The following is a 23789-nucleotide window of genomic DNA, read 5'->3' as shown; positions in this document are numbered from 1 at the left end:
GCGACACAGTATAAATAATAGAAAAAATTGGAATTTTGATATGAATCGGGAATGCGCGAATCTGTATTAATCCCTTAGGAGCAGAGAGCGCAATCCGGCGGCTTTGTTTTCAATCTCCTGCCACTCCTGCTCCGGGTCAGATCCGCTGACGATACCGGCGCCGGCGTAGAGCCGCAGGGAGTCCTCCTGAACGCGCGCGGAGCGCAGCGCCACGCAAAACTCACTCTGCTCGGGGGATAAATACCCGGCCGAACCGGCGTACCATTCGCGGTTAAAGGGTTCAACCTTCTGAATAAACTCGCGCGCAGGCTGTCGGGGTAATCCGGCAACGGCTGCGGTTGGCTGCAACATGAGCAGACACTGCTCGTCATCAGCCTGTTTAAGCTCGGTCCAGATACAGCGGCGCAAATGCTGCACTTTACGCAGGCGTACCACCTGGGGGGGCAGTACCTCGAGCGTCTGCGTAGAGTGCTGAAGACGCTGGCAAATATCCTCCACGACCAGCATATTTTCACGCTGGTTTTTATCATCGTTCAGCAGCCACTCGCCGAGACGCTGCGCCTGGCTATCATCGCTATGGCTGGCGACGGTGCCCGCCAGCGCTTCCGTACGCAGCAGCGTGCCGCGCCGCCGCCACAGACGCTCGGGGGTCGAGCCGAGAAACGCGTTGCTGGCGTCGAAAATCATGCAGAAATGGTAGCAATGTAAATTCAGGGCCCGGCTGGCTGCCATCAGCGCGACGGGGTTTACGCGCTGTGTAAAACGAATATCGGTTGCCCGGGCGAGAACCACTTTTTCAAATTCACCGCACGCAATGGTCTCTGTCGCCCTGCGGATAAGCGTCAGCCATTCGGCCTGCTGCGGCAGATGGGTTTCGTGCTCTACCTGAACGGACAGCGGGCGGATAGGCCTTGCAGGACGGAGCTGCTGTAAAAAATCCAGCGCGGCGCGGGCATCTTCCTGAAGAGAATAATTGCTCCACAACTGCAGGCGCAGCGTGGCGTTGCCGGCGGTACGTCGCCAGAGCAGCCGCGGTAAAAAGAGGCTCCCCTGCTCCGGATTAAAAGCGTTCAGGCCGCAGATACGGGTATCTTGTGCCGCATTTTGCTCGCGCAAAAACTGCGTGGCTAACGCCAGAGAGGAAAATTGGGTAACCGCCCCCAGCGCAGCCAGCTCTTCATCGCCGTTACGCTGTTGCCAGTAAAACTGCGGATAGCACTGCTGAGCCCCAAGCCAGGCGAGAGGGTCGAAGGCGTCGTTTAACGGGAAAGAGACGTCGAAATGACGTAAGCCGGGTGTTGCGGGTAACGCTTGCGAAAGCTGGGTACGCAATTGCTCCAGCGCGAGGAAAATCGAATTCACGCGAACCTCTCCCTGTTAAAACCTCGTATTATACGGGGTACTGACGATAAATAGCAGTACCCACGTATAGGGAGTGGTTAAGCGGTTTAGCGACGGGCCAGCAGCAGCCCCAGTACCAGCCCTACGGCAGCCCCCACGCCAATACCCTGCCATGGTTTTTCATGCACGTAATCATCGGCACGATACACTGCTTTTTTGGCCCGGTAGTAGTAGGTATCAGACGCATGGCTGACGCGGTTTTTCACTTCATGTAGCGCCTGCTCGGCGCGGGCTTTTAGCTCAATATATTTCTGATCGGCAGGGTCGCCCGAGGAACGTAACACCTCTTCCAGCGTTTCGCTCAGTAAAGCCAGGTCGTCGTCGATACGGGTATCCCAGGATTGAAATGACATATTTTTCTCCATGTTAGTACACCAGTCCGCTAACTATAGCCAACGACTCGCTATTACGCCTGCTTCGCTTCTCGCGCCATGCCGACGTGGGGAATGCCATCTTCATCGTACACATCGGTGACCGGCACGAAACCAAAGTGGCCGTAGAAGGACTGCAGGTGTGCCTGCGCGCCCAGGTATAACGCCTTGTCAGGCCACTGTTTCCGGCACGCCTCCAGCGTTTTTTCCATCAGCTGATAGCCCAGCTTTTCGCCGCGCGCCTTACCGCTGATGATGACGCGGCCAATGACGACAGGCTCAAAATCGTCTTCGCTTTTCAGAATCCTCGCATACGCCACCAACTCGTTATCCCGCCAGCCAAGAATATGGCGGTTCTCGCCGACAAGATCGTCGCCGTCGATGTCCTGATACGGGCAGGTCTGTTCAACCACAAACACTTCGCAGCGCAGTTTCAGCAGGGCGTAAAGTGAATGAACGGTGAGGTCACTATGGTGTAAATCTTGCCACTGGATCATGTCAGTCTCCTTCCTGGGGTTCATCACGTTATACTAAACCCCTCCCCGTTCGGCAAAGGGCTGATTGCGTTATGGAACTGATTTTTCTGGGTACGTCCGCTGGCGTGCCAACCCGCTCACGGAACGTGACGGCGATCCTTCTGGATCTTAAGCATCCCACCCGCGGCGGGCTGTGGCTGTTTGACTGCGGTGAAGGGACGCAGCATCAGCTGTTACACACCGCTTACCACCCCGGCAAGCTGGATAAAATTTTTATCACCCATCTGCATGGCGACCACCTGTTTGGCCTTACCGGCCTGCTGTGCAGCCGCTCGATGGCCGGTAACGCCAACCCGCTGACGATTTACGGGCCAGCGGGTATTCGTGAATTTGTCGAAACTACGCTACGCCTGAGCGGGTCATGGACAGATTATCCCCTGGAGGTCGTTGAGATTACCGAAGGCCTGGTTTTCGATGACGGCGAATATAAGGTGAGCGCTCAACCGCTCAATCATCCTGTCGAGTGCTATGGCTACCGTATTGATGCGTATGATAAACCCGGCGCGCTGGATGCCGCCGCGCTGATGGCCGACGGCGTAAAACCCGGGCCGCTGTTCCAGCGCCTGAAGCACGGTGAGACCGTCACGCTGGAGGACGGGCGCGTCATCAACGGCCAGGATTATCTCGCCGCACCGCAGCCCGGCAAAAAGCTGGCGATATTTGGCGACACGGCCCCGTGCCCGGCAGCGCTTCACCTTGCCCAGGGCGTGGATGTGATGGTGCATGAAGCAACGCTTGAAACAGCGATGGAAGAAAAAGCCAACAGCCGGGGCCATAGCTCTACGCGTCAGGCGGCGCAGCTTGCCCGTGACGCGGGCGTCGGGAGACTCATCGTCACCCATGTCAGCTCGCGCTACGACGCGCGGGGCTGTGAAAAGCTGCTGGCAGAGTGCCGCGCGCTGTTCCCGGAATGTGAGCTGGCCGAAGATTTCGCTCAGGTCAGCGTTTAGTCCTTCATTTTTCCCTCAGGATGCCGATAACGATTAAAAGGTCAGCATTTCTCTCGAGGGTAGAATGGATAATTTCCAGAAAGATATTGATGACAGGGCGAATCTGACCCTGTCGAACCGTTTTGAACTGTTGCTGTTCCGTCTTGGCACTTCTCTTAACGAAAATAAATCTGAGCTGTTTGGCATTAACGTCTTTAAACTGCGTGAAATTGTGCCGATGCCGGAGTTCACGAAACCTGCCGGGATGAAATCACCGCTGATGGGAATGGTGAATATTCGCGATCAGGTGATCCCGGTGATCGACCTGGCCGCCGTGGCGGGCTGTAAGCCCACCACCGGGCTGAATATCCTGCTGATCACCGAATATGCGCGCAGCGTGCAGGCGTTTGCCGTGGAGTCGGTTGAGAACATCATGCGTCTGGACTGGAAGCAGGTGCACGCGGCGGAAACCGCCGTCAGCGGTCGCTACATCACCAGCATCGCCTGCCTGGACGAGAAAACGGATACCAACGATCTGGCGATGGTGCTGGACGTTGAGCAGATCCTGTATGACATCACTCCGGCCAATCACGATCTGCACGCCACCAATCTGAAGACCACCAAATTCCATATTAAGCCGGGCGCAGTCGCAATCGTCGCAGAAGATTCGAAAGTCGCGCGCTCGATGCTGGAGAAAGGCCTGCAGGCGATGGAGATCCCGGCACAGCTGCATATCACCGGCAAAGATGCGTGGGAGAAAATTGGCGTACTGGCCGCTCAGGCGCAGGCTGAGGGAGTTCCCATCACCGATAAGATCGCGCTTGTGCTGACCGATCTTGAAATGCCGGAGATGGACGGCTTTACGCTGACGCGCAAAATCAAAACCGACCCGGTATTAAAGGACATTCCGGTGGTGATCCACTCTTCCCTTTCCGGTAACGCCAACGAAGATCATATTCGTAAGGTGAAGGCGGACGGTTACGTGGCGAAGTTTGAGCTGAACGAGCTGTCGTCGGTGATTGAGGAAGTGCTGGACCGCTCGATGAAGAAGATTGACGGGCCGCTTATAAGCAGGAAGCAGCTGGCTTAGTCGGGTGGCGCTTCGCTTACCCGACCTACAAAAATCGTAGGCCCTGCAAGCGTAGCGCCGCTGGGCAAACCATAAAAAAACCCGCCGAGGCGGGTTTTTTGTTTTACATCAGCGGCATCGCTCGCTGCACGATATCAATCAGCGGCTGCGGATAGATACCGAAGATCAGCACCAGCAGCGCCGAGATAAGCACTACGATACCACCGGCGCTGTACTGCCAGTTGGTTGGGGCATCACGGTTGAGCTGCTGAGGCGCACTCAGGTACAGGCTCACGGCCACGCGCAGGTAGTAGTAGAGACCAATCGCGGAACCGATCACCACGCCCGCGGTCAGCCACCACAGGTGCGCCTGCACACCGACGGCCAGCACGTAGAATTTACCGATAAAGCCAAGCGTCATCGGGATACCTGCCAGAGAGAGCATCATCACGGTCATCACCGCAGACAGGATCGGACGGTGCCAGAACAGGCCACGGTAGGAGAACAGTGAATCGGCATCCGGACCACGGTACGGGCTGGACATCAGGCTCACCACGCCGAAGGCGCCGAGGCTGCTGAACAGATAACCGGCCAGATACACGCCCACGGTTTCCATCGACATCTCGCCACTCTGCAGCGCAATCAGTGCCACCATCAGGTAGCCCAGATGAGAGATAGACGAGTAGCCCAGCAGACGCTTGATGTTGGTCTGGCTCAGCGCCATCAGGTTACCGAAGATGATGGAGACGAACGCGATAATGCCCAGCACCACGCGAACCGCTTCGCTGTCACCTACCGGCGCGTACAGGAACAGACGCATGACCACACCGAAGATAGCGATTTTGCTCGCCGTCGCCAGGAAGGTCGACACCGGAGCCGGAGCGCCCTGGTATACGTCTGGCGTCCACAGGTGGAACGGCACCAGAGAGAGTTTGAAGCCGAGGCCAACAATCATCATGCCCAGACCCGCCAGCAGCAGCGGCTCATGCAGCATGCCGTCGCCTAGGCTCTTGCCGAGCGCCATGAAGGAGAGATTACCGGACTGTGCGTACAGCAGCGCAATACCAAACAGCAGGAACGAGGATGCAGCAGCAGACAGAATAGTGTACTTGATGCTTGCTTCCAGGGAGCGCTTCTGACGGAAGGCGTAACCAATCAGGCCGAACAGCGGCAGAGATATCAGCTCAATGCCGAGGAACAGCGCGGCCAGGTGGTTCGCATTCGCCAGCAGAATGCCGCCCAGCGCGGCAATCAGAACCAGCAGGTAAAACTCTTCTTTATTGTCGTTGTAGCCTTCGAGCCACGGGTACGCAAAGGTACAGGTTGCCAGGCTTGCCAGCAGCACCAGTCCGGTATACAGCATGGCGTAACCGTCAACGCGCATCAGCGGGGTGACGTCCATCGCCCCACCCTGACCAACAAACCAGAGAGAGACTAACGCGGCGTTCAGGCCGATGACCGACAGCGTGGCATTCAGGAAGTGATTGCGTCGCCACGCAATGGAGAGCATCACAACCACCACCGTCAATCCGACGATCAGCAGCGGTAGCAGCGCGATCAGTTGTTGTGGAGTTATTGTCATGGCGAATTACGGCCTTGTAGTAGAAGCAGAATTAACAAACCACTGCTGGATGTTACCCATCGCGCTGTGCGAGGTATCCAGAATTGGCTGCGGGAAGAAGCCCAGCAGCACCAGCAGTACGACCAGCAGCAGGATGATGAACAGCTCACGCAGCGACATCCCCGGCAGTTCTTGTGCAGCAATTTCGCTCTTCGCTTTACCGAAGTAAGCGCGGTGCAGCATCGCCAGCGAGTATACGGAAGCGAACACCAGACCAAACGTGGAGATCACGGTAATCACCGGTACCACTTTGAAGCTGCCGAACAGAATCATAAATTCGCCGACGAAGTTACCGGTACCCGGCATCCCCAGGGTAGCCACCGCGAAGAACATGGACAGCGCTGGCAGCCACTTAATTTTGCTCCACAGACCGCCCATCATACGCATGTCGCGGGTATGCAGACGTTCGTACAGCTGACCGCACAGGATGAAGAGGCCGGCTGCAGACAGACCGTGCGCAATCATCTGGATCACCGCGCCCTGGTACGCCAGCTGGCTGCCGGTGTAGATAGCAATCAGCACGAAGCCCATGTGGGAAACGGAGGTGTAGGCAATCAGACGCTTGATGTCGTACTGCGTGAAGGCCATCCAGGCACCGTAGAAGATACCGATCACACCCAGCCACATGGCAATCGGTGCGAACTCTGCGGAGGCGTTCGGGAACAGCGGCAGAGCGAAACGCAGCAGACCGTAGGCCGCCGTTTTCAGCAAGATGCCCGCCAGGTCAACGGAACCCGCCGTTGGTGCCTGAGAGTGCGCGTCTGGCAGCCAGCCGTGCAGCGGAACGACCGGCATTTTCACCGCGAACGCGATGAAGAAGCCCAGCATCAGCAGATATTCAACGCCGTGCGACATTGGGGTCTTCAGCAGGTCTTCGTAGTTAAAGGTCCAGGTGCCGGTCGCGTTGTGGTGAACAAACACCAGCGCCAGAATGGCAATCAACATCACCAGACCACTCGCCTGGGTATAGATGAAGAACTTGGTTGCCGCCGTGATACGCGTTTTACCGTCGGACGCCTTGTGGCCCCACAGCGCGATCAGGAAGTACATCGGCACCAGCATCATCTCCCAGAAGAAGAAGAACAGGAACATGTCGATGGCAAGGAACACGCCGATTACGCCGCCCAGGATCCACATCAGGTTCAGGTGGAAGAAGCCCTGGTATTTTTCAATTTCTCGCCAGGAGCAGAGTACCGCCAGAACGCCGAGCAGACCGGTCAGCACCACCATCAGGAGAGACAGACCGTCAATCGCCAGGTGGATCGTAATGCCGAAACGCGGGATCCACGGCAGGATGAACTCAGACTGCCACTGCGGAATGCCCGCAGACTGGGTCAGTGAGTAACCGCCCTGCAACCACAGTTGCAGGCCAAGCGCGAGCGTCAATCCCATGGTGATCAGCGCAATCCAGCGCGGCATCTTCACGCCAAAGCGTTCAGTCTGCCAGCACAGGAAGCCGCCGATGAAGGGAATTAATATTAGCCAGGGTAGTAACATGGCGATTTACATTCCTTTTTAAGGCCCCCAGCAGGGGCCTGATTTTCAACGAATTCGAATAAAATTCACTTAACGATCAACGCAACACCATCAGCAGCGCAAGCACGACAACCGCACCGATGCTCATGGACGCCACATACCAGCGCAGGTAACCGTTCTCGCTGTACAGCAGGCCTTTACCTGCAAAGCGGGAAAGGATCGCCGGGATGTTCATCAGGCTGTTCAGCGGGTCGCGCTTCAGCAGCCACGCGATGCCCAGGAACGGCTTAACGAAGATCATGTCGTACAGCCAGTCGAAGCCCCACGCGTTGTACCACCAGGTGCCCAGCAGGCGGCCCGGCGCACTGTTGGCCACGGCAATGACCAGCGTACGTTTGCCCAGCCACAGCCATGCAGCGATCAGGATGCCCGCGATAGCGACCACACCGGAGGTGATTTCAAGCGTCAGAACGCGACCGTGCTCAAGCTCGGTGGTGTCTGGCAATACGCCCTGCAGCGGTGGCACAATCATCGCGCCAACGAAGGTGGACAGTACCAGCAGCACAATCAGCGGCAGGTGATGGGTAATCCCCTTCCCTGCGTGAGCGTGAATTTGTTCTTTACCGTGGAATACGATGAAAATCATACGGAAGGTATACAGGGAGGTCATGAACGCACCGACCAGACCTGCAACCATCAGATTGATATGACCATTCGCCATGGCACCCGCAAGGATTTCGTCCTTACTGAAGAAGCCCGCGGTGATCAGCGGCAGTGCCGCCAGCGCCGCGCCGCCCACCAGGAAGCAGACATAAACCAGCGGAATGGACTTACGCAGTCCGCCCATTTTGAAGATGTTCTGCTCGTGGTGGCAGGCCAGAATCACGGAACCGGATGAGAGGAACAGCAGCGCTTTAAAGAACGCGTGCGTCATCAGGTGGAAAATGGCCGCGTCCCACGCCTGAACGCCCAGCGCCAGGAACATGTAACCAATCTGGCTCATGGTGGAATACGCGAGAACGCGCTTGATGTCGGTCTGCACCAGCGCGGCAAAGCCTGCCAGCACCAGCGTGACCGCACCGACGATACCCACCAGATGCAGAATTTCCGGGGTCATCAGAAACAGGCCATGGGTACGCGCAATCAGGTAAACACCGGCGGTTACCATGGTCGCAGCGTGGATCAGCGCGGAGACAGGGGTTGGACCCGCCATCGCGTCGGCCAGCCACGTCTGCAACGGCAGCTGCGCGGATTTACCCACGGCACCACCCAGCAGCATCAGCGTTGCCCACCACAGCATGTTGTTGCCTGCGGCGAAGTGCGCCGGCGCCAGTTCCACCATTTCGCGGAAGTTCAGCGTGCCCAGTTCGTTGTAAAGAATGAACAGCGCGAAAGCGAGGAAGACGTCACCCACGCGGGTCACGACGAATGCTTTCATGGCCGCTGCGCCATTCTTCGGATCGGTATAGTAGAAACCGATCAGCAGGTAAGAACACAGACCTACGCCTTCCCAGCCCAGATACATCAGCAGCAGGTTATCGGCCAGCACCAGAACCACCATGCTGGCGATAAACAGGTTGGTGTAGGCGAAGAAGCGGGAGTACCCCTCTTCACCGCGCATATACCAGGAGGCGAACATGTGGATCAGGAAGCCGACGCCGGTGACCACGGAGAGCATGGTCAGCGAGAGGCCGTCCAGCACCAGGTTGAAGCCGATGTTGAAATCACCGACCGACATCCAGGTCCACAGCGGCACGCTGAAAGGCTGACGCCCGTTGTTAAAGAAGTCGATACCCGCATACGCCGTCACCAGCGCAGCCAGGCCAACAGAGCCCATGCCGACGGTCGCAGACAGATTCTCAGACCAGCGGCCGCGAGAAAACGCCAGCAGCACGAAGCCAATCAGCGGAAAAATAATGGTTAAGGCAAGCATGTTCATCCACGCAACTCACTTACTGAATCGATGTTCAGATTCTGGCGGCGACGATGGAGCTGCAGCAACAGCGCCAGGCCAATACTCGCTTCGGCAGCCGCGAGGCTGATGGCGAGAATGTACATCACCTGACCATCGGTCTGGCCCCAGTAGCTTCCGGCGACCACGAAGGCCAGCGCGGAGGCGTTAATCATGATTTCCAGCCCGATCAGCATAAACAGCAGATTGCGGCGGATAACCAGACCGGTCAGACCCAGAACGAATAAAATCGCAGCGAGGATCAGTCCATGTGTTAAGGGGATCATGCGCGCTCCTCCGTTTTTCTTTTCGCGCGGTCGTCAGTGCGGTTGCTCAGCACCTCGCCAGCACGCTCTTCGCGGCCAACGTGGAAAGCAACAACCAGACCTGCCAGCAGCAGCATTGAGGCCAGTTCAACCGCCAGAACGTATGGGCCAAAGAGCGTGATACCTACCTCTTTCGCGCCAATTGGCGTGCCGTCGATGCCCTGATCGTTAACACCCAGAATGGCGTACACGATCACCACCAGCATGATGGCCGACAAAATTGCCGGGCCGATCCACACCTGCGGTTTTAACCACTGACGTTCCTGCTCAATTTCAGAGCCGCCCAGGTTCAGCATCATCACCACGAACACGAAGAGCACCATGATGGCCCCGGCGTAGACGATGATTTCCAGCGCACCAGCGAAGTGCGCGCCCAGTGCGAAGAACACCCCGGAAATGGCCAGCAGCGAGATGATTAAGTACAGCAGCGCATGCACCGGATTGGTGTGCGTAATCACTCGCAGCGTAGCCAGGATGGCGATAAGGCCACAGATATAAAAAGCGAATTCCATTGCCCTCTCCTTACGGTAACAGGCTCTTGACGTCGATAGGCTTAGCTTCGTTCTCTGCTTCACCCTTATCTTTGCCGTCGATTGCCATACCCGCCATCCGGTAGAAGTTATATTCCGGGTATTTGCCCGGACCGGAAATCAGCAGATCCTCTTTCTCGTACACCAGGTCCTGACGCTTGTACTCACCCAGCTCGAAGTCTGGAGTCAGCTGAATCGCCGTGGTTGGGCACGCTTCTTCACACAGACCGCAGAAAATGCAGCGTGAGAAGTTGATGCGGAAGAACTCAGGGTACCAGCGGCCGTCTACCGTCTCGGCTTTCTGCAGAGAGATACAGCCTACCGGACACGCTACCGCACACAGGTTACAGGCAACGCAGCGCTCGGAACCGTCCGGGTCGCGCGTCAGCACGATACGGCCACGGTAGCGCGGCGGCAGATATACCGGCTCTTCCGGGTACATCCGGGTTTCGCGTTTGGCAAACGCGTGCAGGCCGATCATCCAGATACTGCGTACCTGGGTACCGAAGCCTACCAGTAATTCTTTTAAGGTCATGGTCTATTGCCCCTTATGGCTGCTGCCAGAGAATGACAGCGGCCGTTACCAACAAGTTGACGAGCGTCAGCGGCAGGCACACTTTCCAGCCGAAGGACATTACCTGGTCATAACGCGGACGCGGTAACGCTGCGCGAATCAAAATGAACATCATCATGAAGAACGCGGTTTTCAGCGCGAACCAGATGAACGGCGGTAAGAACGGGCCATGCCAGCCACCGAAGAACAGCGTTACCATCAACGCGGAAATGGTGACGATACCGATGTACTCGCCCACGAAGAACAGACCGAATTTCATACCGGAATATTCGATGTGGTAACCGTCGGCCAGTTCCTGTTCGGCTTCTGGCTGGTCAAACGGGTGACGGTGACACACTGCCACGCCCGCGATGGCAAAGGTAATAAACCCAAAGAACTGCGGAATAACGTTCCAGATGTCGGCCTGGTTGTTGACGATGTCGGTCATGTTGAATGAACCGGCCTGCGCCACCACGCCCATCAGGGAAAGTCCCAGGAACACTTCGTAACTCAGGGTCTGCGCGGAAGCACGCATCGCACCCAGCAGCGAGTATTTGTTGTTACTGGACCAGCCTGCAAACAGGACCGCGTAAACCGCGAGGCCTGCCATCATCAGGAAGAACAGAATGCCGATGTTCAGGTCAGCGACCACCCAGGTCGGGCTGACCGGAACGATAGCAAACGCCAGCAGCAGCGAGGTGAAGGCGATCATCGGTGCCAGAGTAAAGATCACGCGGTCCGAGAAGCGCGGGATCCAGTCCTCTTTAAAGAACATCTTGATCATATCCGCGACCAGCTGGAGTGAACCACCCCAGCCCACGCGGTTCGGTCCGTAACGGTTCTGGAACAAACCGAGCAGACGACGTTCACCAAAGCTCATGAACGCGCCGCAGGTGACCACCACCAGCAGGATTACAATCGCTTTCAGAATGCTCAGCAGGATGTCGATAAGATCCGGCGTTAACCAACTCATGCTTTTGCCTCCTGCAGATTATCAAGACGCGCACCCGCCAGAACCGGCGCGATGCCAGGCATACCCATCGGCAGACCCACCTGCCCTGCTGTCAGACTTTCAGAAATAATCAGCGGCAGGCTGATGGTCTGGCCGTCATAGCTAAAGGCGATGTTTGCACCCGCGTTAACGCCAAGCTTCGCGGCATCAGCCGGGTTAAGCTTGATGTACGGCTGCGGCATACGGGTCTGGAAGACCGGTGAACGCTGGGACAGCTCGTCGCTACCGAACAGGTGGTAGTACGGGGCAATACGCCAGCTACCGTCCTGCGCCTGGAAACTCGCCGGTACGGTGGTGAAGAAGTCCAGACCGGTTTCGGAGGCTTCAATCAGACGCACGCCCGGATCGCCGTGGCGCAGGGAGCCGCCCACTTCAGCCTGGAACTTGTTCCATGCCTGCGGGGAGTTCCAGCCCGGTGCCCATGCGAACGGGATTTGCGAACGCGGCGCAGACGGCTGGTTGTTCCCTTCCATCGAGAAGGCGAACATGGTGTCTTTATCCTGCGGCTGGCGCGGTTCGTGCACGCTGATGTTGGCACGCATCGCAGTACGGCCACTGTAACGGTGCGGTTCACGCGCCAGTTTCTGGCCGCGAATGCGGAAGCTTGCTTCAGGCGCGGCATCTTTAATGCCTGCCAGCTGAGGCAGTTTTTCGACTACCGCGTCGATAACGTGGTCGAGCTGCGTCCAGTCCACTTCACGGCTCTGCACGGTGCTGTGCAGGGAGTGCAGCCAGCGCCAGCTTTCCAGCATCACGGTGTTGCTGTCGTAGTACGCCGGGTCGTAAACCTGGAAGAAACGCTGCGCGCGGCCTTCGTTGTTGATAACGGTACCATCGCTTTCTGCGAAGCTTGCCGCAGAGAGCACCAGGTGCGCTTTGTCCATAATCGCGGTGCGCTGATGGTCAATCACCATTACCAGCGGCGCTTTGGAGAGCGCAGCGTCAACGCGAGCGGCAGAAGCATGACGATGCAGGTCGTTTTCCAGCACCACCACGGCGTCAGCGGCACCGGATTCCAGTTCGCTTAAGGCTTCTTCCAGCGAGCCGCCGCCAATCATGCCCAGACCAATGCTGTTCACCGCACGGGCAATCATGGTCACGCCGACGTCCGCACCACGGCCTTTCAGGGCTTTGGCCACGTTGGCTGCCGCCTGAATGATCTCTGCGCTACCGGCGTTGGTACCGGAAATAATCAGCGGCTTCTTCGCACCTGCCAGGGCCTGAACAATCACGTCGACCTTGTTTTGCAGGTCGCGATCCAGCTCAACGGCCGGTGAGCTGTTGTCCAGCGCGTGGGCAATCGCAAAGCCGAGGCGCGCCTGATCTTCAACCGGTGCGCAGTAGGTCCACGCGGCGATATCGTCCAGACGGGTGTTGTCGACGTTGGTCACAAACAGAGGATGCTTCGCGCGCTGGCCGATGTTCAGGATTGCCGCAATCTGCCAGTCAGCCACTTTCTGCGCCGCTGCCATTTCACGTGCTTTACCCTTCACCGCCTGGCGAACCGCCAGAGCCGCGCGTGCGCCGGTCTGCGTCAGGTCTTCACCCAGCACCAGGACCGCATCATAGGATTCGATTTCGCGCAGCGCAGGGGTATGGATACCGCCTTCACGCAGCACTTTCAGTACCAGCTGCAGACGTTCCTGCTCGCCCTGGGCGATACCGGTATAGAAGTTTTCCGCCCCAACCAGCTCGCGCAGGGCGAAGTTGCTTTCGATGCTGGCGCGCGGAGAGCCGATACCGATCACTTTCTTCGACTGACGCAGAATATCTGCCGCGCCCTGCATCGCCTGTTCAGCGTTCAGGGTAATGAAGTCGTCGCCACGGCGTTGAACCGGCTGACGCGGACGGTCCTTCAGGTTCACATAGCCATAGCCGAAACGACCGCGGTCGCACAGGAAGTAGTGGTTAACAGTACCGTTGTAACGGTTTTCGATACGACGCAGTTCGCCGTAGCGCTCACCCGGGCTGGTGTTGCAGCCGAGGGAACACTGCTGGCAGATGCTTGGCGCAAACTGCATGTCCCATTTACGGTTGTAACGCTCGGAGTGGGTTTTATCCGTGAAAACGCCGGTCGGGCAGATTTCTACCAGGTTACCGGAGAATTCGCTTTCAAGCGTACCGTCTTCAGGACGACCGAAGTAGACGTTGTCATGCGCGCCATACACGCCCAGATCCTGACCGTCTGCATAGTCTTTGTAGTAACGCACGCAGCGGTAGCAGGCGATGCAGCGGTTCATTTCGTGAGAGATGAACGGCCCCAGATCCTGGTTACGGTGGGTACGCTTGGTAAAGCGATAGCGACGGAAGCTGTGGCCGGTCATCACGGTCATATCCTGAAGGTGACAGTTACCGCCCTCTTCACAGACCGGACAGTCGTGCGGGTGGTTGGTCATCAACCACTCCACCACGCTCTCGCGGAACTGTTTGGCTTCTTCGTCGTCAATCGAAATAAAAGTGCCTTCGGTGGCTGGCGTCATACAGGACATCACCAGGCGACCACGCGTGTCTTCCGCGTTTTGATATTGCTTCACCGCACACTGGCGGCAAGCACCGACGCTGCCCAGCGCCGGATGCCAGCAAAAGTACGGAATATCGAGGCCAAGAGACAGACAAGCTTCCAGCAGGTTGTCCGCCCCGTTGACTTCGTATTCTTTGCCGTCTACATGAATCGTAGCCATTAGCATGCTTCCAGTTGGCTCGGTCGAAACCGAGCGTTAATCAAAATTCTTGTCGTTACCAGCGCGCTTTAAGCAGGTTCGGCTGAATCCCATTGATGGCATGGGTATTGCTGAACGGCTGCTTGATGCCTGCTTCGAACTCGTCGCGGAAATATTTGATCGCGCTCTGCAGAGGTTCGACGGCACCCGGTGCGTGGGCACAGAAGGTTTTACCCGGGCCTAAGAATCGACACAGTTGCTCAAGCGTCTCGATATCGCCAGGCTGGCCTTCGCCACGTTCGATTGCACGCAGGATCTTCACGCTCCACGGCAGACCATCACGGCACGGTGTACACCAGCCGCAGGACTCACGAGCGAAGAACTCTTCCAGGTTACGCACCAGCGAGACCATGCCGATCTCGTGGTCGACGGCCATCGCCAGCGCCGTACCCAGACGGCTGCCTGCTTTACCAATACTTTCGAATTCCATCGGCAGGTCAAGGTGGGCTTCGGTCAGGAAGTCTGTCCCTGCCCCACCCGGCTGCCAGGCTTTGAATTTCAGGCCATCACGCATGCCGCCAGCGTAGTCTTCAAGAATTTCACGTGCGGTGGTACCGAACGGCAGCTCCCAGACGCCAGGATTTTTAACGCGACCGGAGAAGCCCATCAGCTTGGTACCGGCATCTTTGCTTGAGGAGATGCCCTGATACCACTCCACGCCGTTGGCGAGGATAGCCGGAACGTTACACAGGGTTTCGACGTTGTTTACGCAGGTCGGTTTACCCCATACGCCGGAGCTTGCCGGGAACGGTGGCTTGGAACGCGGGTTCGCGCGGCGGCCTTCCAGGGAGTTAATCAGCGCGGTTTCTTCACCGCAGATATAACGCCCGGCGCCGGTGTGCACGAACAGTTCGAAGTCAAACCCGGTGCCCAGGATGTTTTTACCCAACAGGCCCGCTTCGGTGGCTTCGGCAATCGCGCGACGCAGGTTTTCTGCCGCTTCGATGTACTCACCGCGCAGGAAGATGTAGCCACGGTACGCTTTCAGCGCGAACGCGGAAATCAGCATGCCTTCCACCAGCAGGTGCGGCAGCTGCTCCATCAGCAGACGGTCTTTATAGGTACCCGGCTCCATTTCATCGGCGTTACACAGCAGGTAACGGATGTTCATGGATTCGTCTTTTGGCATCAGGCTCCACTTCAGACCGGTGGAGAAGCCCGCACCGCCGCGCCCTTTCAGGCCAGACTCTTTTACCGCGTTAACGATGTCGTCCGGCGCCATGCCGCCAAGGGCTTTACGCGCGCCGGCATAGCCGTTTTTGCTCTGATATTCTTCGAGCCATACCGGCTGTTTGTCATCACGCAGACGCCAGGTCAGCGGATGCGTCTCAGCAGTACGAATTACAGTTTTCATTTGTACTGCTCCAGCAGGTCAGGAATCGCTTCCGGCGTCAGATGGCTGTGAGTGTCCTCATCAATCATCATGGTCGGCCCCTTGTCGCAGTTACCCAGGCAGCAGGTTGGCAGCAGCGTAAAGCGGCCGTCGAACGTGGTCTGGCCCGGCTTGATATTGAGCTTCTTCTCAATCGCAGCCTGGATGCCCTGATAACCGGTGATGTGGCAGACAACGCTGTCACAGTAGCGGATCACATGGCGGCCAACCGGCTGACGGAAGATCTGGCTGTAGAACGTGGCTACGCCTTCTACGTCACTTGCCGGAATACCCAGCACTTTCGCGATCTCATAGATCGCCCCATCCGGCACCCAACCACGCTGTTTCTGTACGATTTTCAGCGCTTCAATGGACGCCGCACGCGGGTCTTCGTAGTGGTGCATCTCGTGCTCAATGGCGGCACGTTCTGCTTCACTCAGCTCAAAAGCCTCGGTTTGTGGTTGTTGATTCTCGTGCATAATTAGCGGTCCACATCTGACATAACAAAATCGATACTACCCAGATACACAATCAGGTCAGAGACCAGACTGCCGCGGATGGCGGACGGGATCTGCTGCAGGTGCGCAAAGCTCGGCGTACGCACGCGGGTACGGTAGCTCATGGTGCTGCCGTCACTGGTCAGGTAGTAACTGTTAATACCCTTGGTCGCTTCAATCATCTGGAAGGATTCTTGCGCCGGCATGACCGGACCCCAGGAAACCTGCAGGAAGTGGGTGATCAGGGTTTCGATATGTTGCAGCGTGCGCTCTTTCGGCGGCGGCGTCGTCAGCGGGTGATCCGCCTTGAACGGGCCTTCCGGCATGTTGTTGAGGCACTGCTCAAGGATGCGCAGACTCTGGCGCAGCTCTTCCACTTTCAGCATCACGCGGGTGTAGCAGTCGGAAACACCGCCGCCCACCGGGACTTCAAAGTCGAAGTTCTCGTAGCCAGAGTAAGGACGGGCTTTACGCACGTCGAAATCAATACCGGTCGCACGCAGACCTGCACCTGTCGTACCCCACTCCAGCGCTTCTTTCGCGCCGTAGGCAGCAACGCCCTGGGAACGGCCTTTCAGGATGGTGTTACGCAGCGCGGCTTTCTCGTAAGACGCCAGACGTTTTGGCATCCAGTCGAGGAATTCACGCAGCAGACGGTCCCAGCCGCGCGGCAGATCGTGCGCCACACCGCCGATGCGGAACCAGGCCGGGTGCATACGGAAACCGGTAATGGCTTCTACCAGATCGTAGATTTTCTGACGGTCGGTAAAGGCGAAGAACACCGGGGTCATCGCGCCGACGTCCTGAATGAACGTGGAGATGTACAGCAGGTGGCTGTTGATACGGAACAGTTCTGACAGCATGACGCGAATCACGTTGACGCGATCCGGCGTAACAATACCGGCCAGTTTCTCAACGGCCAGCACGTATGGCATCTCGTTGACGCAGCCGCCGAGGTACTCGATACGGTCGGTGTACGGAATGTAGCTGTGCCAGGACTGACGCTCGCCCATCTTCTCAGCACCACGGTGGTGGTAGCCAATGTCAGGCACGCAGTCGACAATCTCTTCGCCATCGAGCTGAAGAATAATACGGAATGCACCGTGCGCAGACGGGTGGTTCGGACCTAGGTTGAGGAACATGAAGTCCTCGTTGTCGGTACCGCGCTTCATGCCCCAGTCTTCCGGTTTGAAGGTCAGCGCTTCCATCTCCAGATCCTGCTTGGCTTTAGTCAGCTCAAACGGATCGAATTCGGTTGCACGTGCCGGGTAGTCTTTACGCAGCGGGTGGCCGGTCCAGGTCTGCGGCATCATGATGCGCGTCAGGTGCGGGTGGCCGTCGAAGGTCATGCCGAACATTTCCCAGGTTTCACGCTCATACCAGTTGGCGTTCGGGAAAAGTTTGGTGATCGTCGGCAAATGCATGTCGTTTTCAGACAATGCCACCTTGAGCATGATATCCGTATTACGGTCTATTGAGATCAGGTGGTAGAAAACGGAAAAGTCCGCAGCAGGGAGACCCTGGCGGTGGGTACGCAGACGTTCATCCATGCCGTGTAAGTCAAACAGCATGACGTACGGTTTTGGCAATTTCTTGAGGAAATCGACAACTTCCAGCAATTGCTCACGCTTCACCCAAACAACGGGTACCCCGGTGCGGGTAGCCTGAACAGTAAAGGCATCCGGCCCAAAACGGTTGCGCAGTTCGCCAATGACTGGGTCATCCAGATGATCCCGGGTCTGCCAGGCGGCTTCTTGCGCGGTTAAGTCGGTCATATTGTTCACCATTGCAAATGGTCCGTGGTGACTGTTGAGCCTGGCTTCGCGCTATTTGAGTAGTGATATGCGAAGGTGTTCTCCAGGCCTACAGGCGCAATTTAAATTTCGTCAGGCGTACGCAGATTGGTGACGGCAATACGTTCACCACGTTTACGCTCGCGCTCAGACTGCATGTTCGCGCGATACACACCCTGATCGCCAACAACCCACGACAGTGGGCGACGTTCTTTACCGATAGACTCCTGCAGCAGCATCAGCGCCTGCATGTAAGCTTCCGGACGTGGCGGACAACCCGGGATGTACACATCCACTGGGATAAATTTATCTACGCCCTGTACGACGGAATAGATGTCGTACATACCGCCAGAGTTTGCACATGCCCCCATGGAGATAACCCATTTAGGCTCCAGCATCTGGTCATAAAGACGCTGAATAACAGGTGCCATTTTGGTAAAGCACGTACCGGCTACCACCATCAGGTCAGCCTGACGTGGGGAAGCACGCAGTACCTCTGCCCCAAAACGCGCAACGTCATGCACCGCAGTGAATGACGTCACCATTTCAACGTAGCAGCAAGAAAGGCCAAAGTTGTAAGGCCAGATGGAGTTCTTACGACCCCAGTTGACCATATCGTGCATGGCATGTTCGAGTTTGCCCATGTACACGCTTTTATTGACTTCTTGCTCCAGGGGGTCGGTTACGATCTCCTGTTTTTGCAGGGGGTAACGGTCATTCTCACCGTTAGGATCTATGCGGGTGAGCGTATAATCCATCTTATTGCCTCGCTGTTACTGCTGACGATTAGAGATACTGTTTTCCGGGTTGATGTGTTCACGACGTGAACGCGCAGGCGTCCAGTCAAGCGCGCCAATACGCACCAGATAAACCAGACCGGCCAGTAGCACTAAAATGAAAATTGCGGCCTCGACAAAGCCCACCCAACCACTTTCGCGGATGGACGTCGACCATGCGAAAAGGTAAAGCGCTTCCACGTCGAAGATGACGAAGAACATGGCTACCAGATAGAACTTGGCAGACAGGCGTAAGCGAGCGGAACCTACTGAATCAATACCTGATTCGAAAGGTGTGTTTTTGTGCCTTGCACGGGCGCGACCGCCCAGGAACCAGCCGCCGACTAACATCAGGCAGCACAGGCCAATGGCTACAATAAGAAAGATTGCGAATGCCCAGTGATGAGCGATGACTTCTGTGGATGTTGACATACTCATTGCTTACTCATCAAAAGTGATACCAACGACACTGCTCTTGCTGGCAGATGGGCATCACATCGATTCATGGGGAGGAACAAATAACCTTACACTAACTGTCAGAAATGAGACGTAGACAGCAAAATGATGGGGTTTTTTACTCCTTTCTATAACCTATTGTCAACTTTAACAAAGGTTTCTTCACATTAAATTACATCGAGCGATTCTCATTAACATTTGGTGCCCTTTAACCCTGGTGGGTGCATGACTTTCCGTCAAATGTATGTTGTTGAATCGTGTCCGTTTCGGAAGTAAAAAAAATAACCCTCCTATTTTGACAGGATTTGCCAACGATTCCTCCCCCCAAATAGGAGTATTTTCTTGATCTGTGACACGCTTTTGTTAATTCAACCAGGAAAACGGCAACATATTTCCTGTTTTTTTAACATGAGAGGGATATGGATGAAGTTAGAACGGAAAACGGACAATATGTAAGCAAAATCATTTAGCTGATTGATAAATAGAGAGTATCCTGAAAATCCATATGCTATAAGCGGATATTATTGCTAAAAAAAAGCCACTGCATGCGAAAATCACACGAGTGGCCTTTTTTTACACTTACATTTTGTTACCAGAATTTTGAGCTGGCGATCACTCAAAATCCCCTTCAACGATCAGGGAATCATCCCCCCCTTCGGAGGTAACGCGCTCGAACTGCCACGGGTTATGGTAGTTTTCCATCGCGTCGAACACCACCTTTGCCAGCTCGTTATGGCTGGACGAATTGTGGCAGAGCAGATATTCCGTATCCGGCAGCGCAGGCAGGCCATCGGATTTTCCCAGAACGCGCAGATCGGGGCTCATCATCTCTACCGGACGCGCCGTTACGCCCAGACCGGCCTTCACGGCGGCACGAACCGCTGGCAACGTGGAAGCCACATACGCCAGACGCCACGGAATGTTGGCCTCATTCAGCGCCGTGAGCACCATATCGCGGAACGGGCTCGGATCATCAAGCAAGACCAGCGGAACCGGTTCCCCTTTTTGCAGCACGTATTCGGCTGCGCAATACCAGTGCGTAGGCGATGTACGCAGCGTCAGGCAATCAAACTGCCCGGGACGATGCGTAGTCACCACCAGGTCGACTTTATTCTCATTTAACATCTCAACCATAAAAGCATTACGCTTTACGCTAACGTCCAGTGCAAGCTTCGGATAAACCGAACTAATACGGTTGAGAAGAAACGGCAATATTGTATCCGCTGACTCATCAGATGCGCCTAACGTTAGCACCCCTTGTAGGTTGCTAAACATTAATGACATACATGCTTCATCATTAAAGCGAAGAATTTTCCTGGCATAACCCAGAAGCTGAATACCGTGTTCCGTTAAGAGCTTATTACGCCCATGACGCGCAAAAAGCTCTTTACCAACCAGTTGCTCAAGCCGCTGCATTTGCTGGCTGACGGCGGACTGAGTTCGGCAAACGGCGGCAGCAGCTGCTGCAAAAGTGTTGAGATCGGCGACCGCAACAAACGTTCTCAGCAGATCGAGGTCGAGATTCATTATCGGACGATTTGCATTTATCATATCTATTCACTTTCAGGTTGCTCGTGCGGAGCTGCCCGGGTTGAAGCTGTGTGTAACAGTTAAGCAATTCCCTCTGAAGGTTTTCCCTCGCATCCCGGCCCGGCAGACTGCCTGACAGATAGTTATTGTGCTGCTTTATATCAACAGTCAGAAAGCACGTTTCATGACGTTATTTTTATTCTCTTAAACGTTCAGGATATTTAGATGTTCGCAGGTTTATGTAAATTACATTAAAGGTATAACACCTTTTCTGCCATCTTTATCGCAGCGCTGTCAACGTAGCAGGAGATGTTCGACACATTCCAGCCAGAGATAACTCCAACAATAACAATCAATTAATTCGGAAAATCAGTTACAGATATACAAAAGCCGTGTATCTGCCCCCTGCTTTCCTGTAAGACATCTTAACCCAAATCCACTTTATTTATAAGTCTTATTGCAATATTGAGGATTAAAGAAGAATGTTAAGCTTCTAAACTAATTTTATTAAAATTAACTAAAGTTGCATTTTATAGGTTAATAATAAATAAATTTTAATTTAGATTAAGACCATTCATTAATGGCACTTAACATTAATTTCACATGAGTAACTTTTAGCCACATTATGCTTTTACAGGATCATTCCTCAAGCATTCAGGATTTACGAAAAGTCACTCAGGGTGATTGCTACCGTCGTCCGGCTCACCACTTATTTTATTCAGCACAATATACATGATTTTGACAAATTAATAGCACATTCGACCCATCCTGGTACCGTAAGTGCAACTTTAAGCCAGTATAAAAGCGAATGTGCAGCGAAAAAGATTTATCAATTTTTTGCTGCCGGCACAAAATCTTCTACTGCACACCCTTCAAAACGAAGCGAGGGGGGAGTACATTATTCCGTGCTGACTTCCACGGCAGGGAGCGGCAATAATAGCGAAAAGGTTAAAGGTTCATGTCCCCTATCGAAAAATCCAGCAAGCTAGATAACGTCTGTTATGACATCCGCGGCCCGGTTCTGAAAGAGGCAAAACGCCTTGAAGAAGAGGGCAACAAGGTTCTGAAACTCAACATTGGTAACCCTGCGCCATTTGGTTTTGAAGCGCCGGATGAAATTCTGGTTGATGTGATCCGCAACCTTCCTACTGCACAAGGCTATTGCGATTCAAAAGGACTTTACTCCGCACGTAAAGCCATCATGCAGCATTACCAGGCACGCGGCATGCGTGATGTTACCGTTGAAGATATTTATATTGGCAACGGCGTCTCCGAACTGATCGTGCAGGCGATGCAGGCACTGCTGAACAGCGGGGACGAAATGCTGGTTCCCGCACCGGACTATCCGCTGTGGACGGCTGCAGTATCCCTGTCCAGCGGTAAGGCCGTGCACTATCTTTGCGACGAGTCCTCCGACTGGTTCCCGGACCTCGATGATATTCGCGCAAAAATCACGCCCCGCACGCGCGGCATCGTGATCATTAACCCGAACAATCCAACGGGCGCGGTATACTCAAAAGAGCTGCTGATGGAGATAGTCGAGCTCGCCCGCCAGCACAACCTGATCATCTTTGCCGACGAAATTTACGACAAGATCCTGTACGACGCGGCACAGCACCACTCAATCGCAGCGCTGGCCCCGGATCTGCTGACCGTCACCTTTAACGGCCTGTCCAAAACCTACCGCGTGGCCGGTTTCCGTCAGGGCTGGATGGTACTGAACGGTCCGAAAAAGCACGCCAAAGGCTATATTGAAGGGCTGGAGATGCTGGCTTCCATGCGTTTATGCGCCAACGTTCCGGCACAGCACGCGATCCAGACCGCACTCGGCGGCTATCAGAGCATTAGCGAGTTTATCGTGCCCGGTGGTCGCCTGTACGAACAGCGTAACCGCGCGTGGGAGCTGATCAACGATATCCCGGGCGTCTCCTGCGTGAAGCCGAACGGGGCGCTCTATATGTTCCCGAAAATTGACGCGAAGCGCTTCAATATTCACGACGACCAAAAAATGGTGCTCGATTTCCTGCTGCAGGAAAAAGTGCTGCTGGTTCAGGGCACGGCGTTTAACTGGCCGTGGCCGGATCATGTGCGCATCGTGACGCTGCCGCGCGAAGATGACCTCGAAATGGCCATCAGCCGCTTTGGTCGCTTCCTCTCTGGATACCATCAGTAATCTTAAAATCAGGCTACTTCGGTAGCCTGATTTGCATCTTCCCTCCCCTCCCCGCACAATGAACGCCTGTCGCAGTGAAGACAAAAGGTAACCTATGAGTCAGAGTCATTTCTTTGCCCACCTATCCCGCCTGAAACTCATCAACCGCTGGCCGCTGATGCGCAATGTCCGCACGGAAAATGTGTCAGAGCACAGCCTGCAGGTTGCGATGGTTGCTCACGCGCTGGCCGCCATTAAAAACCGCAAATTCAACGGTCAGGTCAATGCAGAGCGCATTGCACTGCTGGCGATGTACCATGATGCGTCAGAAGTGCTGACCGGCGATCTGCCTACGCCGGTGAAATATTTCAACTCGCAGATTGCGCAGGAATATAAGGCCATCGAGAAAATGGCCCAGCAGAAGCTGATTGAGATGGTGCCGGAAGAGCTGCGCGACATCTTTGAGCCGCTCATCGATGAGCATCAGTACACGGAAGATGAAAAGTCGCTGGTCAAGCAGGCGGACGCGCTTTGTGCCTATCTGAAGTGTCTCGAAGAGCTGTCCGCAGGGAATAACGAATTTTTGCTGGCAAAAACGCGCCTGGAAAAAACGCTGGAATCCCGCCGCAGCGAAGAGATGGATTACTTTATGCAGGTGTTTGTACCGAGCTTCCATTTATCGCTGGATGAGATTAGCCAGGATTCGCCGTTGTAATTT

General features: G+C 55.4%; 21 protein-coding genes. 4 read left to right on the top strand and 17 right to left on the bottom strand.

Annotation, left to right across the window (positions count from 1 at the left end; genetic code table 11):
• Nucleotides 1–66 precede the first annotated feature (66 nt).
• From menF to USH94_RS01330, 3 genes are all read right to left on the bottom strand, one after another.
• A complete protein-coding gene (gene menF, locus USH94_RS01340; RefSeq protein ID WP_111965277.1) occupies nucleotides 67–1362 on the bottom strand; it encodes an isochorismate synthase MenF in 1296 nt (431 codons plus the stop codon).
• 86 nt (nucleotides 1363–1448) lie between these two features.
• Nucleotides 1449–1754 (bottom strand): stress response protein ElaB, encoded by a 306-nt coding sequence (gene elaB / locus USH94_RS01335; protein WP_008500219.1) that lies wholly within the window; start codon nucleotides 1752–1754, stop codon nucleotides 1449–1451.
• A gap of 53 nt (nucleotides 1755–1807) precedes the next feature.
• Nucleotides 1808–2269, bottom strand: coding sequence for a GNAT family N-acetyltransferase (locus USH94_RS01330; RefSeq protein WP_111965276.1), 462 nt, complete (start codon nucleotides 2267–2269; stop codon nucleotides 1808–1810).
• Between the two features lie 71 nt (nucleotides 2270–2340).
• Between USH94_RS01330 and rbn the strand changes: the two genes are divergently transcribed.
• A complete protein-coding gene (gene rbn, locus USH94_RS01325) occupies nucleotides 2341–3258 on the top strand; it encodes a ribonuclease BN (protein WP_111965275.1) in 918 nt (305 codons plus the stop codon).
• A gap of 64 nt (nucleotides 3259–3322) precedes the next feature.
• Nucleotides 3323–4327: a chemotaxis protein gene (locus USH94_RS01320; RefSeq protein ID WP_023312530.1), complete on the top strand. Its 1005-nt coding sequence runs from the start codon at nucleotides 3323–3325 to the stop codon at nucleotides 4325–4327.
• Nucleotides 4328–4430: 103 nt separating this feature from the next.
• On the opposite strand, the gene nuoN is transcribed toward USH94_RS01320, so the two are convergent.
• From nuoN to lrhA, 14 genes are all read right to left on the bottom strand, one after another.
• The gene (gene nuoN, locus USH94_RS01315) at nucleotides 4431–5888 is read right to left on the bottom strand and encodes an NADH-quinone oxidoreductase subunit NuoN (protein ID WP_023312531.1); all 1458 of its coding nucleotides are present in this window, start codon (nucleotides 5886–5888) and stop codon (nucleotides 4431–4433) included.
• Between the two features lie 6 nt (nucleotides 5889–5894).
• Nucleotides 5895–7424, bottom strand: coding sequence for an NADH-quinone oxidoreductase subunit M (gene nuoM, locus USH94_RS01310; RefSeq protein ID WP_023312532.1), 1530 nt, complete (start codon nucleotides 7422–7424; stop codon nucleotides 5895–5897).
• Nucleotides 7425–7500: 76 nt separating this feature from the next.
• Entirely contained in the window at nucleotides 7501–9342 is a 1842-nt protein-coding gene (gene nuoL / locus USH94_RS01305) for an NADH-quinone oxidoreductase subunit L (RefSeq protein ID WP_111965274.1), read from the bottom strand.
• The gene (gene nuoK, locus USH94_RS01300) at nucleotides 9339–9641 is read right to left on the bottom strand and encodes an NADH-quinone oxidoreductase subunit NuoK (protein WP_003861496.1); all 303 of its coding nucleotides are present in this window, start codon (nucleotides 9639–9641) and stop codon (nucleotides 9339–9341) included. The genes nuoL and nuoK overlap by 4 nt, the downstream gene beginning before the upstream one ends.
• Nucleotides 9638–10192: an NADH-quinone oxidoreductase subunit J gene (nuoJ, locus tag USH94_RS01295; RefSeq protein WP_008500212.1), complete on the bottom strand. Its 555-nt coding sequence runs from the start codon at nucleotides 10190–10192 to the stop codon at nucleotides 9638–9640. The genes nuoK and nuoJ overlap by 4 nt, the downstream gene beginning before the upstream one ends.
• A gap of 10 nt (nucleotides 10193–10202) precedes the next feature.
• The gene (gene nuoI, locus USH94_RS01290; protein WP_003861491.1) at nucleotides 10203–10745 is read right to left on the bottom strand and encodes an NADH-quinone oxidoreductase subunit NuoI; all 543 of its coding nucleotides are present in this window, start codon (nucleotides 10743–10745) and stop codon (nucleotides 10203–10205) included.
• 13 nt (nucleotides 10746–10758) lie between these two features.
• Complete coding sequence (gene nuoH / locus USH94_RS01285) at nucleotides 10759–11736, bottom strand: NADH-quinone oxidoreductase subunit NuoH (RefSeq protein ID WP_008500211.1); 978 nt, start codon at nucleotides 11734–11736, stop codon at nucleotides 10759–10761.
• On the bottom strand, nucleotides 11733–14456 hold the full coding sequence (gene nuoG, locus USH94_RS01280) for an NADH-quinone oxidoreductase subunit NuoG (protein ID WP_127731786.1): 2724 nt from the start codon (nucleotides 14454–14456) through the stop codon (nucleotides 11733–11735). The genes nuoH and nuoG overlap by 4 nt, the downstream gene beginning before the upstream one ends.
• A gap of 55 nt (nucleotides 14457–14511) precedes the next feature.
• Nucleotides 14512–15849, bottom strand: a complete 1338-nt coding sequence (gene nuoF, locus USH94_RS01275; protein WP_111965272.1) for an NADH-quinone oxidoreductase subunit NuoF — start codon at nucleotides 15847–15849, stop codon at nucleotides 14512–14514.
• Nucleotides 15846–16346, bottom strand: coding sequence for an NADH-quinone oxidoreductase subunit NuoE (nuoE, locus tag USH94_RS01270; protein WP_006176513.1), 501 nt, complete (start codon nucleotides 16344–16346; stop codon nucleotides 15846–15848). Before nuoE ends, nuoF begins: the two co-directional genes overlap by 4 nt.
• 2 nt (nucleotides 16347–16348) lie before the next feature.
• A complete protein-coding gene (gene nuoC, locus USH94_RS01265; RefSeq protein ID WP_023312537.1) occupies nucleotides 16349–18151 on the bottom strand; it encodes an NADH-quinone oxidoreductase subunit C/D in 1803 nt (600 codons plus the stop codon).
• 89 nt (nucleotides 18152–18240) lie between these two features.
• A complete protein-coding gene (nuoB, locus tag USH94_RS01260; RefSeq protein WP_003861482.1) occupies nucleotides 18241–18915 on the bottom strand; it encodes an NADH-quinone oxidoreductase subunit NuoB in 675 nt (224 codons plus the stop codon).
• Between the two features lie 15 nt (nucleotides 18916–18930).
• On the bottom strand, nucleotides 18931–19371 hold the full coding sequence (nuoA, locus tag USH94_RS01255; protein WP_014171000.1) for an NADH-quinone oxidoreductase subunit NuoA: 441 nt from the start codon (nucleotides 19369–19371) through the stop codon (nucleotides 18931–18933).
• Between the two features lie 630 nt (nucleotides 19372–20001).
• Entirely contained in the window at nucleotides 20002–20940 is a 939-nt protein-coding gene (gene lrhA / locus USH94_RS01250) for a transcriptional regulator LrhA (RefSeq protein WP_111965271.1), read from the bottom strand.
• Between the two features lie 937 nt (nucleotides 20941–21877).
• On the opposite strand from lrhA, the gene alaA reads away from it, so the two are divergent.
• Together alaA and yfbR are read left to right on the top strand one after the other, a co-directional pair.
• Nucleotides 21878–23092: an alanine transaminase AlaA gene (alaA, locus tag USH94_RS01245; protein WP_008500204.1), complete on the top strand. Its 1215-nt coding sequence runs from the start codon at nucleotides 21878–21880 to the stop codon at nucleotides 23090–23092.
• A gap of 94 nt (nucleotides 23093–23186) precedes the next feature.
• A complete protein-coding gene (gene yfbR / locus USH94_RS01240; RefSeq protein ID WP_111965270.1) occupies nucleotides 23187–23786 on the top strand; it encodes a 5'-deoxynucleotidase in 600 nt (199 codons plus the stop codon).
• The last annotated feature ends 3 nt before the right edge of the window (nucleotides 23787–23789 follow it).

The sequence above is a fragment of the Enterobacter sp. 148H3 genome, assembly GCF_034107425.1.
GTDB classification, from domain to species: domain Bacteria; phylum Pseudomonadota; class Gammaproteobacteria; order Enterobacterales; family Enterobacteriaceae; genus Enterobacter; species Enterobacter vonholyi.
The sequence above is the reverse complement of the archived record's forward strand: the minus strand, read 5'-3'. Positions and strand labels throughout refer to the sequence as shown.

Bases quoted from the DNA above. Each gene is read 5' to 3' on its own strand.
- nuoH (WP_008500211.1), bottom strand. From the start codon at position 11,736: ATGAGTTGGTTAACGCCGGATCTTATCGACATCCTGCTGAGCATTCTG.
- nuoJ (WP_008500212.1), bottom strand. From the start codon at position 10,192: ATGGAATTCGCTTTTTATATCTGTGGCCTTATCGCCATCCTGGCTACG.
- nuoB (WP_003861482.1), bottom strand. From the start codon at position 18,915: ATGGATTATACGCTCACCCGCATAGATCCTAACGGTGAGAATGACCGT.
- nuoC (WP_023312537.1), bottom strand. From the start codon at position 18,151: ATGGTGAACAATATGACCGACTTAACCGCGCAAGAAGCCGCCTGGCAG.
- USH94_RS01330 (WP_111965276.1), bottom strand. From the start codon at position 2,269: ATGATCCAGTGGCAAGATTTACACCATAGTGACCTCACCGTTCATTCA.
- nuoF (WP_111965272.1), bottom strand. From the start codon at position 15,849: ATGAAAACTGTAATTCGTACTGCTGAGACGCATCCGCTGACCTGGCGT.
- nuoN (WP_023312531.1), bottom strand. From the start codon at position 5,888: ATGACAATAACTCCACAACAACTGATCGCGCTGCTACCGCTGCTGATC.
- nuoA (WP_014171000.1), bottom strand. From the start codon at position 19,371: ATGAGTATGTCAACATCCACAGAAGTCATCGCTCATCACTGGGCATTC.
- yfbR (WP_111965270.1), top strand. From the start codon at position 23,187: ATGAGTCAGAGTCATTTCTTTGCCCACCTATCCCGCCTGAAACTCATC.
- USH94_RS01320 (WP_023312530.1), top strand. From the start codon at position 3,323: ATGGATAATTTCCAGAAAGATATTGATGACAGGGCGAATCTGACCCTG.
- rbn (WP_111965275.1), top strand. From the start codon at position 2,341: ATGGAACTGATTTTTCTGGGTACGTCCGCTGGCGTGCCAACCCGCTCA.
- lrhA (WP_111965271.1), bottom strand. From the start codon at position 20,940: ATGATAAATGCAAATCGTCCGATAATGAATCTCGACCTCGATCTGCTG.
- nuoL (WP_111965274.1), bottom strand. From the start codon at position 9,342: ATGAACATGCTTGCCTTAACCATTATTTTTCCGCTGATTGGCTTCGTG.
- nuoG (WP_127731786.1), bottom strand. From the start codon at position 14,456: ATGGCTACGATTCATGTAGACGGCAAAGAATACGAAGTCAACGGGGCG.
- elaB (WP_008500219.1), bottom strand. From the start codon at position 1,754: ATGTCATTTCAATCCTGGGATACCCGTATCGACGACGACCTGGCTTTA.
- nuoK (WP_003861496.1), bottom strand. From the start codon at position 9,641: ATGATCCCCTTAACACATGGACTGATCCTCGCTGCGATTTTATTCGTT.
- nuoM (WP_023312532.1), bottom strand. From the start codon at position 7,424: ATGTTACTACCCTGGCTAATATTAATTCCCTTCATCGGCGGCTTCCTG.
- nuoI (WP_003861491.1), bottom strand. From the start codon at position 10,745: ATGACCTTAAAAGAATTACTGGTAGGCTTCGGTACCCAGGTACGCAGT.
- nuoE (WP_006176513.1), bottom strand. From the start codon at position 16,346: ATGCACGAGAATCAACAACCACAAACCGAGGCTTTTGAGCTGAGTGAA.
- alaA (WP_008500204.1), top strand. From the start codon at position 21,878: ATGTCCCCTATCGAAAAATCCAGCAAGCTAGATAACGTCTGTTATGAC.